This window comes from Noviluteimonas caseinilytica, assembly GCF_018406605.1.
GTDB classification, from domain to species: Bacteria; Pseudomonadota; Gammaproteobacteria; order Xanthomonadales; family Xanthomonadaceae; genus Noviluteimonas; species Noviluteimonas caseinilytica.
Map to the genome: position 1 here is coordinate 707,163 of NZ_AP024545.1, position 15,800 is coordinate 722,962.

General features: G+C 68.4%; 14 protein-coding genes. 5 read left to right on the forward strand and 9 right to left on the reverse strand.

Translation table 11 applies throughout. The features are described 5' to 3' along the window. Window positions 1-20: 20 nt before the first annotated feature. Window positions 21-1,508 carry a hypothetical protein gene (locus LYSCAS_RS03560; RefSeq protein WP_213435733.1) on the forward strand — a complete coding sequence of 496 codons (1,488 nt, stop codon included), beginning with the start codon at window positions 21-23 and terminating at the stop codon, window positions 1,506-1,508. A 57-nt stretch (window positions 1,509-1,565) separates the two neighbouring features. Here the strand turns inward: LYSCAS_RS03560 and LYSCAS_RS03565 are convergent, their stop codons facing one another. The 6 genes from LYSCAS_RS03565 to LYSCAS_RS03590 form a co-directional block, all read right to left on the reverse strand. Next, entirely contained in the window at window positions 1,566-2,342 is a 777-nt protein-coding gene (locus tag LYSCAS_RS03565; RefSeq protein ID WP_213435735.1) for a metal ABC transporter permease, read from the reverse strand. Further along, entirely contained in the window at window positions 2,339-3,235 is an 897-nt protein-coding gene (locus LYSCAS_RS03570) for a metal ABC transporter substrate-binding protein (protein WP_213435737.1), read from the reverse strand. Before LYSCAS_RS03570 ends, LYSCAS_RS03565 begins: the two co-directional genes overlap by 4 nt. A 17-nt stretch (window positions 3,236-3,252) precedes the next feature. Continuing rightward, window positions 3,253-4,665 (reverse strand): hypothetical protein, encoded by a 1,413-nt coding sequence (locus tag LYSCAS_RS03575; protein WP_213435739.1) that lies wholly within the window; start codon window positions 4,663-4,665, stop codon window positions 3,253-3,255. A gap of 63 nt (window positions 4,666-4,728) precedes the next feature. Continuing rightward, window positions 4,729-5,106: a hypothetical protein gene (locus tag LYSCAS_RS03580; protein WP_213435741.1), complete on the reverse strand. Its 378-nt coding sequence runs from the start codon at window positions 5,104-5,106 to the stop codon at window positions 4,729-4,731. A gap of 79 nt (window positions 5,107-5,185) precedes the next feature. Beyond that, window positions 5,186-6,052 (reverse strand): acid phosphatase, encoded by an 867-nt coding sequence (locus LYSCAS_RS03585; protein WP_213435742.1) that lies wholly within the window; start codon window positions 6,050-6,052, stop codon window positions 5,186-5,188. A 100-nt stretch (window positions 6,053-6,152) separates the two neighbouring features. Then, the gene (locus tag LYSCAS_RS03590; protein ID WP_213435744.1) at window positions 6,153-7,955 is read right to left on the reverse strand and encodes a DUF885 domain-containing protein; all 1,803 of its coding nucleotides are present in this window, start codon (window positions 7,953-7,955) and stop codon (window positions 6,153-6,155) included. Window positions 7,956-8,064: 109 nt separating this feature from the next. On the opposite strand from LYSCAS_RS03590, the gene LYSCAS_RS03595 reads away from it, so the two are divergent. Beyond that, window positions 8,065-8,841 (forward strand): hypothetical protein, encoded by a 777-nt coding sequence (locus LYSCAS_RS03595; protein ID WP_213435746.1) that lies wholly within the window; start codon window positions 8,065-8,067, stop codon window positions 8,839-8,841. A gap of 199 nt (window positions 8,842-9,040) precedes the next feature. Then, the gene (locus LYSCAS_RS03600; protein WP_213435748.1) at window positions 9,041-10,723 is read left to right on the forward strand and encodes a HEAT repeat domain-containing protein; all 1,683 of its coding nucleotides are present in this window, start codon (window positions 9,041-9,043) and stop codon (window positions 10,721-10,723) included. Between the two features lie 23 nt (window positions 10,724-10,746). Here the strand turns inward: LYSCAS_RS03600 and LYSCAS_RS03605 are convergent, their stop codons facing one another. Genes LYSCAS_RS03605 through LYSCAS_RS03615 form a run of 3 tightly spaced genes read right to left on the reverse strand, consistent with a single transcriptional unit; the run spans window position 10,747 to window position 13,060 of the window. Beyond that, window positions 10,747-11,322 (reverse strand): NADPH-dependent FMN reductase, encoded by a 576-nt coding sequence (locus LYSCAS_RS03605; RefSeq protein ID WP_213435750.1) that lies wholly within the window; start codon window positions 11,320-11,322, stop codon window positions 10,747-10,749. Then, window positions 11,322-12,632 (reverse strand): PQQ-dependent sugar dehydrogenase, encoded by a 1,311-nt coding sequence (locus LYSCAS_RS03610; protein WP_213435752.1) that lies wholly within the window; start codon window positions 12,630-12,632, stop codon window positions 11,322-11,324. Before LYSCAS_RS03610 ends, LYSCAS_RS03605 begins: the two co-directional genes overlap by 1 nt. Beyond that, window positions 12,629-13,060 (reverse strand): DUF2231 domain-containing protein, encoded by a 432-nt coding sequence (locus LYSCAS_RS03615; RefSeq protein ID WP_213435754.1) that lies wholly within the window; start codon window positions 13,058-13,060, stop codon window positions 12,629-12,631. Before LYSCAS_RS03615 ends, LYSCAS_RS03610 begins: the two co-directional genes overlap by 4 nt. Before the next feature lie 185 nt (window positions 13,061-13,245). Between LYSCAS_RS03615 and LYSCAS_RS03620 the strand changes: the two genes are divergently transcribed. Together LYSCAS_RS03620 and LYSCAS_RS03625 are read left to right on the forward strand one after the other, a co-directional pair. Then, window positions 13,246-14,154: an alpha/beta hydrolase family protein gene (locus LYSCAS_RS03620; protein ID WP_213435756.1), complete on the forward strand. Its 909-nt coding sequence runs from the start codon at window positions 13,246-13,248 to the stop codon at window positions 14,152-14,154. Further along, a complete protein-coding gene (locus LYSCAS_RS03625; RefSeq protein ID WP_213435758.1) occupies window positions 14,151-15,794 on the forward strand; it encodes an alpha/beta hydrolase in 1,644 nt (547 codons plus the stop codon). Before LYSCAS_RS03620 ends, LYSCAS_RS03625 begins: the two co-directional genes overlap by 4 nt. The last annotated feature ends 6 nt before the right edge of the window (window positions 15,795-15,800 follow it).

Below are 15,800 nucleotides of genomic sequence, written 5' to 3' on the forward strand. Positions count from 1 at the left end.
TGCCGCAAAGGAGAGGTGTCATGAAGCAACTCAACACCATCGCGGTCGCCCTCGCGATCGCTGTTGCAGGCTTGTGCCCGGCCGGCACGCGCGCACAGGACGCATCCCCCGCGATCTCGGTGAAGCTGGTGCCCGTCGTCGACAGGCTCCACCTGGTCACCGACATCAACGTCGTCGGCAACTGGGTCTTCATCTGCACGCAGCCCGGCGTGCTGATGCGGAAGAACCTGGCGTCGCTCAGCACGCACGATGCGTCGGTGTTCCTCGACATCCGGCCGAAGGTCGGCATGCTCGGTGCGCGCATCCCGGCCCTCGCCGGGTTGGGTTACCCCACCCCGGGCACGTACGACGAGCGTGGCTTGCTCGGCTTCGTCGCCGATCCCGCCTTCGCGACGAATGGCCGGTTCTGGATCTGGTATTCGAACATCGGCCAGTTCAGCAATCCGCCGAACTTCTTCCAGTGGACGGTCTCCACCACGCAGCCCTGGAACATGGCGCGCTACGACCACGTCGATTACCTCGACGAATACAAGGTGGTGGACGGCGTGCCGAAGTTCATGCGCACGCTGCTCAAGCTCAAGCGGCCCTACTTCAACCACACGGGCTTCCAGTCGCTGGTGTGGTCGCCGGAGCACAAGACGCTGGTGCTCGGCCTCGGCGACGGCGGCAGCGAGTACGACCCGAACAACATCGCGCAGGACGACCGCCAGTTGTCGGGCAAGCTGATCAAGATCGACCTGGCGAAGCTGGCGGGCATGGACTTCCGCAACACCGCGCCCGTTGCGACCTTCGCCGACCTCGCCGCGCGCGGCGTGCCGGCCGATGCGTTCAAGACGCTGGTGAAGGGCCTGCGCAATCCGAGCAAGGTGCACTACGAGCAGACCAGCGAGCCCGCGGGCGACGGCTTCCGCTGGATCAAGTACCTCGCCAACACCGGGCAGGACACGATCGAATTCCTGCATGGCTTCGATCACTACGGCATCAACTTCGGGTTCCGCGCGTGGGAGGGCAACTTCCCGACGTCGCTCGCGGCCACGTCGGACGATCCCGCGCGCACGATCATGTACGCCGTGGAAGCGACGCACCTGCCGAACTACTACCGGCCGCTCGTCGTGTACTCGCACCTGGATGCGGCCACCAACCATCCGCACGCCAACACGGGGTCGGCGTTGTACCTCGGCGACAGGATCCCCGGCCTGAAGGGCGACCTGGTCTTCATCGACTGGATCACCTTCGACAAGTCGCCGCCGCAAGGGCAGCTGATGTACGCCAGCGTCAATCGCGCGAAGCTGCAACGCGCCAATGCGGTGCACGTGTTCAACGTCGACCTGTCGGCTGCGGGCCTGACGTCGACGCAGCCGTTGTTCTTCACGTCGATCAACACCGATCCGGCCGGCAAGCGGCTCTTCGTCGGTGGGTTCAAGGACTTCCAGTTCGTCGTGAACCAGCGCCAGGCGGTGGGCAGCACGGGCCTGGGCGGTGCGTTGTACGAAGTCGTTCCGAAGTGAGCGACGGTGCGTGACGCAGGATGGCGATCATCGACGCGATGATCGCCATCCGAACACTCATCGCGCGGGATGCATTTTCCGCACCGCGGGCACGAGTTGCGCCAGCAAGCCGCAGGCCGCGAGCAACCACACGATCAACGCGCCGCTGGGCAGGTCGAACACCGCCGACAACGCCAGGCCGAGCACGTAACCCGCGATGCCGATGATGTAGGCCGTGATCAGTTGCTTGCGGCTGCCGTTGCCGCCCACGGTCGCGAGCGCCGGGATGATCAGGCTGGCGAACACGAGGTACACGCCGACCAGCTGCACCGACACGGTGATCGCGATCGCGAACGCGCCGTAGAACGCCAGGCCCGTCAACGTGTTGCGACGCCACCATACGAACGCGAGCAGCAACGCCGACAGGAGCGCGGCAGGCCACAACTGGTCGTAGCTCACCCACAGGATCTGGCCGACGAGGAGGTCCTTCAGGTGTTCGCCGCCTTGCGGGTTGTTGGCGAGCAGCAACAGGCCGCCGGTGGCCGCGAGCACGAACAACGTGCCGATCAGCGGTTCCTGCAGTTTCGGCCAGCGCTTGTCCGTCCATGCCAGCAATCCCGCACCGGCGAGCGCCGCCACGGCGGCGGCGATCTCCACGCCGTAGCCGTGTTCGTCGACGCCGAGGTACTGCGCGAGGATCACGCCGAGCGCGGCGACCTGCGCGATCGCCAGGTCGATGAAGATGATGCCGCGCGACAACACCTGCCGCCCGAGCGGCACGTGCGTGGACAACACGATGAGCCCCGCGACGCACGCAGGTCCGAGGATGCTGGCATCCAGGCCGTCGAGGTTCATTTGGCGGCACCCAGCAGCTTGTCGATCGTGGAGTCGTACATGCCGAACAGGTCCTTCGACTGCGCATCGCCGCCGACGGAGAACGGCAGCACGACGACGGGCACGCCCGTGCGATCGGACAACCAGTGCGCCGGCTTCGGATCCTGGTAGGCGGCGGCGATGATCGCGTACGTGCCCGCGGCCTTCGTCGTCGCGATCAGGCTCGACAGGTGGCCGCTGGTCGGCGGCACGCCGGGCTTCGGCTCGAGTGCGCCGATCTGCTGCAGACCGAGCCACGTGTTGAGGTACACCCAGCTGATGTGGTGCACGACGACCTTCTTGCCCTTCAGCGGCGCGGCCTTCGCTTCCCAGCGCTTGATGGCGGCCTGCCAGCGCGTCGAGAAATCCGCGAGGCGCTGCTGGTACACCGCTGTGTTCGCCGGATCGAGCACGATCAATCGTGCATCGAGCGCCTTCGCGATCTTCAGCATGCGATACGGATCGAGCTGCACGTGCGGATTGCCGCGCGGATGGATGTCGCCGTTGGCGCGGTCGAGCGCGGTGGGGCGTTCGAGCGTCTGCACCTGCTCGCTCGCCATGAAGTACCCGTTGCCGCTGGCCACGCGCGAGTTGCCGGATTGCTTGAGCAGCTGCGGCAGCCAGCCCACTTCGAGGTCGCTGCCGGTGCAGGCGATGAGGTCGGCCTGGCGCACCTTCGCGATCAGGCTGGGCTTGGCTTCGATCTGGTGGACGTCCTGCAGCGCGGTGGTGCCGACGCTGAGGTCGACCTTGTCGCCCGCAAGTTCGGTGACCATCGCGCCCCATTCGGGTTCGCAGGCGAAGACCTTCGGCTTGGCGAAGGCGGGCACGGCCGCGAGGCCGAGGAGGAGGAAGCAGATGAGTTGGCGTTTCATGTCGGTTGACCTCGCGATCAGAATTTGTGGGCGCCGTGGGCGCCGAACGTGGCCTGGTATTGCAGGCTGATGATGTTGTCGGTGTCGGCCGCGTTCGGGTAATCGCGGCCGAGTTGCAGGCGCAGCAGGCTGAACTCGCTGTTGCGCCACGTGAGCATCACGCTGTGGCGGAACGGATCGAACGGGCTGGCGAACGGCCCGCCTTCGTCGGCCCACAGGCGGTCGTAGCGATAGCCGGTTTCCCACGTGCGGTTGATGCGCCAGATGCCTTCGACGTACGCGCCCTGGCGTTGGCCGTTCCACGGCTGGTCGAGCGTGGCATCCACCGGATCGTGGTAAGCGCCGTCGCGGTCTTCGTGGAAGTACTCGCTGCGCACGGTGACGCCGCCGTCCTTCGTGTTGCCGCCCGGCGCCCACTTCCAGGTGAAGTCGGCCAGGTACAGGTTTTCGTCGCCGCGGAAGCCATCCTCCGCGCCATCGGTCTGCGAGCGCAGCATCGACACGCCGGCGAGCCATTCGTTGTCGGTGCCGACATCGCCGCCCGCGTGCGCGAACAGCGTCTTGACGCCCGCGCCCGCGTGCCCTGCCCCGCCGCTGGGGAACGCATCGCCGCGCAGGATTTCGCCGCCGACTTCGAAGAACACATCGGTCGGCGCCACCCAGCGCAACTGCACGCCATCGTCGCCGTACTGGTTGCCGAGGAACGCCTGGTACGCCAGCGGACGATCGGAGAACGCGTCGGTGTGCGCGTGGTGGCTGTTGAGGTACCCGATGTTGGAGAAGAACCGGCCGGCGCGCAGCGAGAAGCCCGCGGGCATCGCGGTGGTGTCGATGTACGCCTCTTCGACGCCGAGCTTGTCTTGCCCGTCTTCGTTCTCCACCGACAGCGTCACCTGCCCGTAGAACTTGTCGTCGATGTTGGAGGAGAACGCGAACTCGCTTTCGCCCAGCGAGAATCCCTGCGGACCGGGACCGGCGCCGCCGGCGAGCGGGAAGCCCGCGCGCAGGTAGTTGTCCGGGTTGAGCGAGTGGTACGCGTAGCTGCCGTTGAGGATCACGCTGATCGCGGGGTTGAACGCGTTCGGATTCGAGGCCGCGTTGTCGATGGGCGGCGCGGCTTCTTCCGCAGGCGCTTCGGCTTGCGCCACCGGCTGCGACGCGTTGGCCTTCATCGCTTCGATTTCGGCGCGCGCGTCCTGCAAGGCCTGCGCGGTGGCGGCCTGGGCGTCTTCGAGGGCCTTGATCTTCGCTTCGAGCGCGGAGACCCGATCGGTGGGCGCCGCGTCCTGCGCGAAGGCGAGTGCGGGCGAAAGCGCGGCGACGACGGCGCACGCAAGGAGGGAACGACGCCATCGCGACGTCGTTGGCGATGGACTGGAGCACGACACGTCGGCGGCGCGCGCGCGCACCGACAGGCAAGACGGATTCACGGGGAAAACCTCCGGAGCGGATGGATGACGGGATGGGCTGCGCAAGGGCAGCCGGAACGCGCGTCAGGCGATCGGAGGCCGGAACGGTGAAGTCGAGGCGTGGGGCTCGATGGCGAACGCTTCCATCGGCGGCAACGCGATGCGCGGCGGATGGATGAGCGTGAAGGCGAGGACCGGCACGACCGGCGTGAACGACGGGCTGCCGCCTTCGTACCAGTTGGCGCCGTGCGTGTGCTTGCTGCCGGACTGCCCCTGGTCACCCGGATCGTCGCGGTCGCCTTCGAAGTGCACGGTGTGCGTGCGATCCACCGACGCCAGCAGCGCGTGTTCGATCGAATGCACTTCGCACATGAAATGCATGACCGGGGTGATCAGCAGCCCCAGCACCAGCAGCGCCAGCAAGCTGGCGCGCAGGGAGCGCTGGAGGCGGCGGAAGATCATCTGCCCGAGGGTAACGGACCCGCTCCGGGCGTGACAACGCCCGGAGGTCATCGCGGGGATGCGGGGTGCGTGAATGTGGCTACAGCGTCCCGGTGATGGGCGCCAGGCGCGCCGCTTCGGCCGTGCACTTCGCGGGATCCGGGGCGGGGGCGGCGGCCAGTTCCTTGCGCGCGGCTTCGACATCGGCGACGAACGCGGGATCCGATTGCAGGCGCGCGAAGGTCCCGGCGGCGACCGTGCGGCCCGCGAGGATGTCGCTCTGCCAGTGCGCGTTGCAGACCAGGCGGCTTTCGCCGAACGCGCGTGCACGGGCCAGCAACGCATCGGTGCGCGCGGGTGCGACCTGCACGAGGATCAGGCCCCACGTCCAGCCGATCGCGGTATGCCCCGACGGATACGAGCCATCGTTGCGCAACTGCGCTTCATCGCCGGGCGTGCACGTGGATTCCTTGTAATGCACGAACGGCCGCTCGTGCTGGTAGTGGTCCTTCGCGCGATACGTCGAAAGGCCGGCATCGACCAGCGTGCGTTGCATGAGCAGGTAGAGGCGCGGCGTGGCGGCCGGCGTGATCGTTTTTCCCAGGGCGCAGTCGAACGCGGTGGGCGCGTGGGGGAAATGGAGGTCGGCGTCGGCGGTCGCGAGTGCGCCGCGCGGTGTGCTGCGCAACGTTTGTGCAGTCGCGTGGATCGCTTCGTCCTGCGCGAACGCGGGCGATTTCGGATCGGGTGGCGGCGGCACGAGCGCAAGGCTGTCGGGCAATGCGCGACCGAGGTAACCGGCCGGCACGCCGGGTTTCAACTCGGGCACCGGCGCGACGGCGGCGGGCGGCGGCGTGCGTTCGACGGCACTACCCGCGCACGCCGCGAGCGCGCCGAGCAGCGTGCACGACAGCAGGGCGTGCACCGGACGCACCTGGATGCATGTCTCGACGTGTGTCGTCGCCATGGCGCGGTCTCCTTGCACCCGGCACTGTCCGCCAGGCGCAAGGTCCGCGCGTCCGCAATATTTCGCGGACGCGCTCAGTAGAACTACGGAGCGCCGATGCTCAGCGCTTCGCGCGCTGCTGCTTCACGAACGTCTCGCGCACCGCCTTGTTCAGCAGCGCCGGCGGCAGCAGGCCCTGGTCGAGCAGGAAGTCGTTGAAGGCCTTGCGGTTGAAGTCGTCGCCGAGCGCCACCTCGGTTTCCGCGCGCATCTGCATGATGCGCGAGTAGCCGTAGAAGTAGCTGCCGGCCTGGCCGGGCGAGTTCACCGAGTAGCGATCGATTTCCTGCCGCGCCATCGCCTTCGAGAATCCGACCTGTTCGGTGAGCACCTTGAACGCGGTGTCGCGGTCGGTGAGGCCGAGGTTGATCATCGGATCGAGCATCGCGCGCGCGGCGCGCAGCAGGCGGAACTGCAGCGCGATCAGCTGCCCCTCCAACGGCTCGTACGGCACCATCTCGGCTTCGGCATACAGCGCCCAGCCTTCGACGTTCACCGAATTGAAGGCATACAGCGTGCGCGCCAGCGAGACGCCGCGCTCGATCATCGCGGTGAACTGCAACTCGTGACCGGGGCGGCCTTCGTGCGCGCTCAGCGTCCATGCGCCGGCGTGAAAGTTGAAGTCGTCGTACGGACCATCGGCGCCGGCGTTGGGATTGCCCAGCGGCAGGACGAACGTGCCCTGCTGCCCCGTGTTGCCCACCAGCGGCGCCGGCAGGAAATGCGGCGCGGGCTGCGCGGCGTTCTCGGCCTGCGAACCCAGGCGCATCTGCATCGGGCGGTTGGGCAGCGTCACCACGTCGTGCTGCGCGATCAGGCGGTCGAGTCCCGGCATCACGGTGTTGCGGTAATACGGCTCGACTTCGTTGTCCTTCAGCTGCGTGCGCTTGAGCGCGCGGATCACGCCGATGTAATCGGTGGCCGCGATGCCCTTTTCCTTCGCCACCAGCGGCGCGAGTTGCTGCATCGCGTTGCGGGTTTCCATGTACTCCAGCTGCGCGCGTTCGATCAGCACGCGCGGATCGATGTCGATGCCGTAGTTCTTCAGCGCCAGCGCATACAGCGCATCGGGCAGCTTGTAGTCGGTGCGCGCGGTGGGCAGCACGGCGGCCTTCGACCACGCGGCGTACTCGTCGAGTTGCTTGTCCAGCGCGGCGAGCGCCGAGGCGGCCTGCGCGTCCAGCTTGTACTTCACGAACAGGTCGCGGATGCCTGCGCGGTAGGTCTGCACGTTGTCGATCGACTGCTGCACTTCGATCTGCGTCGGCTGCACCAGGCCTTTCTCGCTGCGCTCGTCGTAGCGCTGGCGCGCGAGCGTCACGAGCGGCGTGGTACCCGGCGCGACGCCGACGTAACGCTGCAGGCGCAGCACGGCGCTCGCGCGGCGATCGGCCGGCGTCTGTTCCGACAGCAGCGACTGGATGCCCGAGAAGATCGTCTGGCCCGCGTCGAACCACGGACGCGTCATGCGCTGGTTGATCTCGCTGGCCTGAATCTGGTCGTCCGCGGCCTGCACGAGGATCGCGATGTCCTGCTTCACGTTCGGGTCGGTTTCGGTCGCGGCCTTCGCGAGCAGGTCGGCCTTCGCCTTCGCGGTGGCTTCGCGGAAGCGCTGCGGATAGCCCGGGCCAATGTCGGCCACCTTGTCGTCGTAGCCCGGGATGCCGAAGAACGACACCGTCTCCGGCTGGAACGGCGCCTGCGCGAGGATGAGGATGTTCGTGTATTCGTTGCTGCGCGCGACCCACGCCGGCGGGGCCTTGGCCGGGGCGGCGCTGGCGGGTTTCGCCTGTGCCTGCGCGAGGACGGGCGCCGGCAAGGCGAGAAACAGGGCAACGGCAACCGCCAGCGTGAGCGTCTTCATTCGGATCTCCCCTCGGGTGAGGCGCCACCCTAGCCGGCCGGCGTGATGACAATCCATGCCCCACAAGTCACGTGGCCGTGCGCCCGGGGTTGGCGCGTTTGCCTGCGGCATGCCCCAGCGAATCGCCCGGCGCCTGCGCAACCACGACTGGATCGGCGCGCTCATCGAGCTGGCGATCGTGGTGGCCGGCATCCTGATCGCGCTGCAGGTGAGCAACTGGAACCAGGACCGCAGCGACACCCGGCGCAAGCACGCTTACCTCTCGCGCATCGTCGCCGACCTGGACACCGACCTGCAGGTCAACGGCAACCGCGATCGCTTCCTCGCGCAGGTGCGCGCGTACGGCGAACAGGCGCTCGCGCATGCGGAGACCGGCGCATTGGTGGAAGGTTCGGCGTGGAAGACCGTGCTTGCCTATTTCCAGGCGGGCCAGTTCTACGCGTATTCGCGGGAAAGCAACACGTTCGCCGAAATGCGCGACGCCGGCGACCTGGGCCTCATCGCCGAACCGCGCGTGCGCAGCCAGCTCGCGTTCTATTACGAATCCAACACCAACCTGCTCGCGGACAGCATGATCATGAACCTCGTCCCGCAATACCGGCAGGACATCCGCAGCGTCACGCCGATCCCGGTGCAGGACTACATCTGGACGCATTGCTTCCAGCTGTTGCCGGGCAGCGCGCGCGACCAGCGCATGGTCGACTGCCCCGCGCCCATCGACGAGGCGCACGCACGCGCCATCCTGGCGAGCTACGCGCAATTCCCCGAACTCGCGCGCGAACTGCGCTTCTGGCTCTCGAGCCAGCGCATCTCGTCGCTGACGACGCCGGAAGACCGGCGCGATGCGACGCAGCTCAAGGCGCGGCTGGAAGCGGAGTTGCGCTGAGGCTACCCTGCGCACGGGCGCCGGTCGGGGGACCGCGCAGGGGATCACGATGATGCGACTCGTACGCGCGACGCGACTCTGGTGTGTGCTTGCCTGTGCGTTTGCCGCCGCGCCTTGCGCTGCGTGGACGCCGCCGGCGACGCCGCCGGGGGAAACCTGCGAATCACTGGACGCGTGCGTCGCGACGATGCGCGTGTTCGTGCGCGACAAGGACCCGGCCGAAGTGCAGCACTGGAATGCCGCCGGGGTGCTGGCCAAACGCGTCCTCACGTTCGCGGGCGCGCAAGCGCGATTGGTCGAGCTGCTGGCGGATCCCGACAAGCGCATGGCGGACCTGGCGTCGACGGCACTCGTCGCCGGACCCGCCGTCGACCCGCGCTTCCTGCCGCAACTCGTCGCGGCCCTCGACCGCGATCTCCGCAACCTGCCGATCGCGCTCGGCTCGATCCATACCGACGAAGCCGCGCGTCACCTCGTGCGCCACTACATGGCGAGCAATGCCTATCCGGGGGGCGCCGCCGCGGAAGGCGTGAAGCGCGAGGGCGCGCTCGCCGTCCCGCATCTGGTCGAAGCGACGCGCAACGCGCGATGCTGCGACCACGCCGACGCCGCGCGCCTGGCCGGACTGCTGCACGAGATGCAGGACAAGGCCGCGGGTGCAGCGCCCGGCCTGATGGCGATCGCGAACGATGCCGCGAGCTCCGACGCGTTGGCGGGCGACGCAGTCTCGGTGCTGTCGGCGCTGGGAGTCCACGCGAACGCGATGGCGCCCCAACTTGTCGCGTTGCGTGCACGACGTCCGGCCATCACGGACGCGATCGACTCGGCCCTGGTCGCGATCGGCGCGCCCAGCGGCGAGATCCTTTCCAGCCGGCTGGGCAAGGCCAACGCGGAGGAACGCGAATGGATCCTGCGCGACATCGCGCGCGCCGGTCCGGCGGCGCGCGGCGTCGGGCCGGATCTCGTGCGGATGCTCGCCGACGCCGATCCGGCCGTGCGCCTGCAGGCGGTGGATGCGATCGGCCGCATCGGTTACACGCAGGGCGTCGATGCACTGGTGCCGCTACTCGACGATCCGCGCGATGTGAAGTTGAACTGGACGGCCGCGGAGGCGCTCGGACGATTGCAGGCGCCGCAAGCGATCCCGGCGCTCGAACACACCGCGGCATCGCACTGGTATCCCGACGTTCGCGACGAGGCCCGGCGCGCCATCGACGCGATCCGGACAGGCACTGCGGTGGAACAGGACGAGTTCGCATGGACTGTCGACCAGCTCGGCGCCGACGCGGCCTGCGATGTCGTGGACGTGCGCGTGGCCGAACCGGGACGCCGCGACAAGCTGCGCAGCGAGCGCGACGACGCCGCGTTGAAGAAGCTCGCCTACGCATCGACCGTGGTGGGTTATGGCGCGGCGGAAGGCACCGCGCCGGTCGACGGCATCATCCACGTGACCGAGCAGAACATGGTGCGCAACGAAGAACACATCGAGCAGGTGCCGTCGGTCGGGCTACGTGTCGACGGTGGCTGGCTGGTCGGCGGCGATCGCGGCGAATGGGGTGGCGAGCTCGTCTTCTTCGGCGACGACGGCCTGCGACAGACGATCCGCGACGGCAACATCCAGGGCCTCGGACGCATCGGCGACCGCATCGTCGCGGCCGGCGGCATCGCGCACATGACGCTCAACGACGGCATGTTGCTCGACGTGCGTCGCGGGGACGATGGGCGATGGCAGGCCACGGCCTGGCGGGGGCTTCCGGGTGCGCCCCGGGACCTGTTGCGCGTGGATGACGACACGTCGCTCGTGCGCACGCAGAGCGGCGACATCCTCGTGGACGCGGACGGCACGCTGCGCCTGGCGCGTTGCAAGACTAAGCGCCGCTGACGGGCCTGCGCGCGTCCAGCGCCTCAGGCATCCCGCGGCAATACGGTCAGCACGCGCGCGATGAACAGGTGGTACTCGCGCAGGAAGTTGCGCAGGAATTCCTCGGTCGAGGCCTCCGTGACTTCACCGCTGTCCGTGATCAGGCCCGGCTTGAACTGGAGGTAGGCCTCCACGGTGTTCATCAGCGGCGAGTTGCAGAAGCACAGCACGCTGCGCAGGTGTTGTTGCGCCACCGCGGTGCCGATCGCGCCCGGCGAGGTGCCGATCAACGCCGTCGGCTTGCGCGCGAACGAGTTGGTGCCCCACGGGCGGCTCGCCCAATCGATGGCGTTCTTCAGCGCGCCCGGGATCGAGCGGTTGTATTCCGGCGTGACGAACAGGATCCCGTCGACCTCGGCGATCGCCTGCTTGAAGGCTTTCGCGACCGGCGGATAGTCCGCGTCGTAGTCGTAGCTGTAGAGCGGCAACTCGCGGATCGGGATTTCCTTGAGCACGAGTTTCGCGTCCGGGGCGAGCTTGGTCAGCGCCTGCGCGAGCAGACGGTTGATCGAGGCCTTCGCCAGGCTCCCCACCAGGACACCCACGGTGTACGTCGACATCATCCACCTCCTGCGGGCGCTTGCGGCGCCACGCGCCAGATCGTGTTCGAAAGATCGTCCGCCACGATGAGCGCACCGCGCGGATCGACGGTCACGCCGACCGGCCGGCCGCGCGTCATGCCATCCGTGCCGCGGAAGCCGGTGACGAAGTCGACCGGCGGGCCCGCGGGCCGTCCATCGCGGAACGGCACGAAGACGACCTTGTAGCCGACGGGGTTGTGCCGATTCCAGCTGCCGTGTTCACCGACGAACACGCCGTCGGCGAACCGCGCGCCCATGGACGGCATCGAGAACGCCACGCCGAGTGCCGCGACGTGCGAGCCGAGGCCGTAATCCGGACGGATCGCCGAGGCGACTTTTTCCGGATTACCGGGCTGCACGCGCGGGTCGACGTTCTGGCCCCAGTAACTGAAGGGCCAGCCGTAGAAGCCGCCTTCGCGCACCGACGTCAGGTAATCGGGCACGAGGTTCGGGCCGAGTTCGTCGCGTTCGTTCACCACGGCCCACAAGCGGCCCGTGCCCGGCTGGATCGCCAGTGCGGTGGGATTGCGCAGGCCGGTAGCGTAATTGCGGTGCGCGCCCGTCGTCGCATCCACTTCCCACACGCGCGCGCGATCGAGCTCGGCGTCCATGCCGCGCTCGGTGATGTTGCTGTTGGAGCCGATGCCGACGTACAGCAAGCGCCCATCCGCGCTGGCGGCGAGCGACTTGGTCCAGTGGTGGTTGATCGCCGACGGCAACTCGGTGACCTGCACGGGCTTGCCGCTCGCGTGCGTTTGCCCGTCGCGGTAGTCGAACTTCAGCAACGCATCCTGGTCGGCGACATACAAGCGTCCCTCGACCAGCGCCAGGCCGTACGGTGCGTTGAGGTGATCGGCGAAGACGGTCTTCAGTTCGTACTTGCCGTCGCTGTCCGCGTCGCGCAGCAGCGTGAGGCGGTTGCCGCCTTTTACGGGGCTGGTGCCTTTCGCCTTGATGCGCCCGGCGACGAAATCCTTCGGGCGCAACTTCGGTTCGTCGGCACCGCCGCGGCCTTCGGCAACGAGGATGTCGCCGTTGGGCAGGATCAGGGTTTGCCGCGGGATCGCGAGATCGATGGCGATGGCGGTGATCGTGTATCCGGCTGGGACCGCGGGACGCGCGTTGCCCCAGGCCGCGGGACTCGCGATCGCCATGTCGGGCAACAGGCCACTTTGCTGTTCCGGGAGCTTCGGGTTGGCGCCGACCTGCGGCACGTCGGGATCGGTGCCGCCGCACGCACCCAGCAGCGTTGCGGAAACGAGAATGGCGAGAGGCTTCATGCGGTTCATGGCGTGCTCCTCCAGCGATAGCTGGTGAAGCCGAGCCACGTCGCGATGCAGGCCAGCACGAACACCACGATGGACAACACGAATCCCGTCGGCATCGTGGCAAACGCATCGCGCGAGTGCACGAAGGCGTCGATCAAGCCGAGCACCCACAGCACCAGCACGACGAGCAAGGCGATGGGACGAAGCCCGCGACGCCGGTCGGCGCGCAGGAATTTCGCCACCTCGCACAGCAGCGCGAAGCCCGCGAACACGAGGCCCCCGGCGATCAGCCAGATGGCGAAGTTGACCCACTGCACCTGGTAGCTCGTGGTGTAGGCGTAGTCGCTCAGCACCGCGCCCAGGAACAGCGGCACCATCGCGGACAGGAAGAAGGCGTGCGCCGGGTGCAGGGGCGCGGCGTGCGTCGGCTCGGCCGTTGCGGTGACCATGACAGGATTCCTTCGAAACGCGAGGTCGCTTCGCGCTGCCACACCTTCGGAGCGACGGCGTGTACGAGGTGTGTTGGCACGCGCATCCCAACGGATGAGCTGACGGCGCGGCGCGCAGGCCAGCGGACGATCAGCGGACGCACGATCCTTACCTTCGCGGCTCCTTCCGGAACCTGGAGTCCGCCATGGCGATCTTCGAATCCATCACGTCCTTCTTCACCGACGACGATGCGGCGACGACCGTCGCCCTCTTCAACCATTCACGACCGCACGCGCGCACGCCGGTGTTCGTGTGCCTGCCGGCGATGGGTGTCGCCGCAAGCTTCTACACGCCGTTCGCCGAAGCGCTTGCAAAGGCGACCGCGGGCGTGGCGGTGCTCGCCGACCTGCGCGGACAAGGCAGCAGTCCGGCGCTTGCACGGCGCGGTGCACAGTTCGGATACCACGAGATCGTGGCGCAGGACATTCCGGCGTTGCTCGATGCGATCGCCGCGCAGTTTCCCGGGAGGCCGCTGTACCTCGTCGGCCATAGCCTCGGTGGCCAGCTCGGCAGTCTTGCGGCCGTGCACGCAGCGCGCCGGTTGTCGGGCTTGATCCTGGTGGCGAGCGGCACCGCGCACTATCGCGCGTGGCCACAAGCGCTGCGGTGGCGCGCGCGCATGACGGTGCAGGCCGTGCGGTTCGTGTCCGCGTTGTTGCCGTGGTATCCGGGCCGATTGCTGGGCTTCGGCGGCGACCAGCCGCGTCGCTTCATGGCCGACTGGCGTCACAACGCCAGCACCGGCCGGTATCGCATCGCCGGCAGTAGAATCGATTACGAGGAGGCGCTGCATGACGTCGCGTTGCCCGTGCTGTCGGTCGAACTGCGCGACGATCCCGTGGCGCCGACGGGCGCGACGCGCGAACTGCTCGCGAAGCTTGCGTCCGCTACGATCACGCGGCGCCGGATCGACGGCGTCACCACCGACGCACCGTGGCGCCGCCACTTCTCGTGGGCCCGGCATCCGGATGCGGTGGTCGCCGAGATCGTCGCCTGGACGTGCGCACGATCGCGCCGGGTCGCCAACGCGTGTGTCGAGCGGGACGCGGCATGAGCGTTGAGGCCGCGGCGCATTCCGCGCTTCGCGTGCTCGGCCCGGTGCGGCTGGAGCACGCAGCGGGTGCGTTCGAGCCCGGCGCGCGCCGCGAGCAGGCGGTCCTCGCGCTGCTCGCTGCCGAAGCGCGTCCGATGAGTCGTACGCGCCTTGCGGCCATGCTGTGGCCGGACGCAGATGACGTCGACGCGCGCGGGCGACTGCGGCGGTTGTTGCATGCGTTGTCGCGCCACGTGAGGCACGACGCGTTGGTGGTCGATCGGCAGACCGTTGCGCTTGCAGGCGACGTGAGTGCCGACACCGATCTGTCGGCGCTGCGTCGCGCGCTGGCAGATGGCCTGTATCGCACGAACGAGGACACGGGCGAGGCGCGGCTAGCAGCCCTCGAGGAATCGGCGCGACTGGCCGCTGCGGAGTTCGCGGAAGGCCTGGTGCTCGACGAATGCGACGAACTGTCGGCATGGCTCGACCGGCAACGCGAATCGCTGCGCCAGGCGCGCGCGCAGGCGCTCTCGCAACTCGCCACGCGGCTCGAAGGCGCGGGACAGCACGCGCGCGCGCTCCACCATGCGCAGGACCTGGTCGCGATCGATGCGTTGAACGAAATCGCGCAACGCCAGGTCATCCGGTTGCTGGCCGCCGTCGGACCGCCGCACGCAGCCTTGCAACAGGTCGCGCGCTTGCGGCAGGTGCTGCACGACGAGCTCGGCGTCGAACCGGAAACCGAGACGCAGCAGCTCGCCGACGAAATCCACGCGCGCGAAGCCGGCGCGACGCCGCGCGCAGAGACGCCAACGCCCGTCGCGGTGCGCTACACGCGCAGCGGCGATGTGCACCTCGCCTACCAGGTGGTCGGCGATGGGCCGCTCGATGTGCTGCTCGTGAGCGGCTTCGTTTCGAACCTGGAGCAAGCGTGGGAGCCCGGCGGGCCGGCGGACTTCCTGCACGCAATCGCGCGGGACTTCCGGCTCATCCTGTACGACCGGCGTGGGGTCGGGCTTTCGGATCGCACCGTCGATCCCGCCGACACGTCGGTGAGCAGCGCGGATTCGCTGGCGATCCTCGACGCGGCGGGCAGTCGCCGTGCACTCGTGTTCGGCGTGTCTGAAGGCGGGCCGATCGCGATCCGCCTGGCCGTCGAGCATCCGGAACGCGTGGCGGGCCTGGCGTTGTGGGGCACGCTCGCGCGCGGCACGTCCACGCACGATTACCCGTGGGCGCTGACGGCCGCGCAATACGACCGTTGGCTCGATGCGCTCGTCGCGCAATGGGGACGGCCGGTGGCGCTCGACACCTTCGCGCCGGACGACGCCAACGATCCGGTGCTGCAACGCTGGTGGGCGCGGATGCTGCGCCTGGGATCCAGTCCGCGCTGCATGCAGGCCGTGCTGCGCACGCTCGCGCTGAGCGATGTGCGCGCGTTGCTGCCGCAAGTGCGCGTGCCCACGCTGGTCATGCATCGCACGGGCGACCGCGCGGTGCGCGTCGGCGCCGGCCGCCAACTCGCAACCGCCATTCCCGGCGCACAGTGGCGCGAATGGCCCGGCACCGCGCATTGGTGGTGGCTGGGCGAGACGGCGCCGATCCTCGAGGCGATCGCGGAGTTCGCGAGAAGATTGTCGAACCACGTCGCGCGCTAGGGGAAG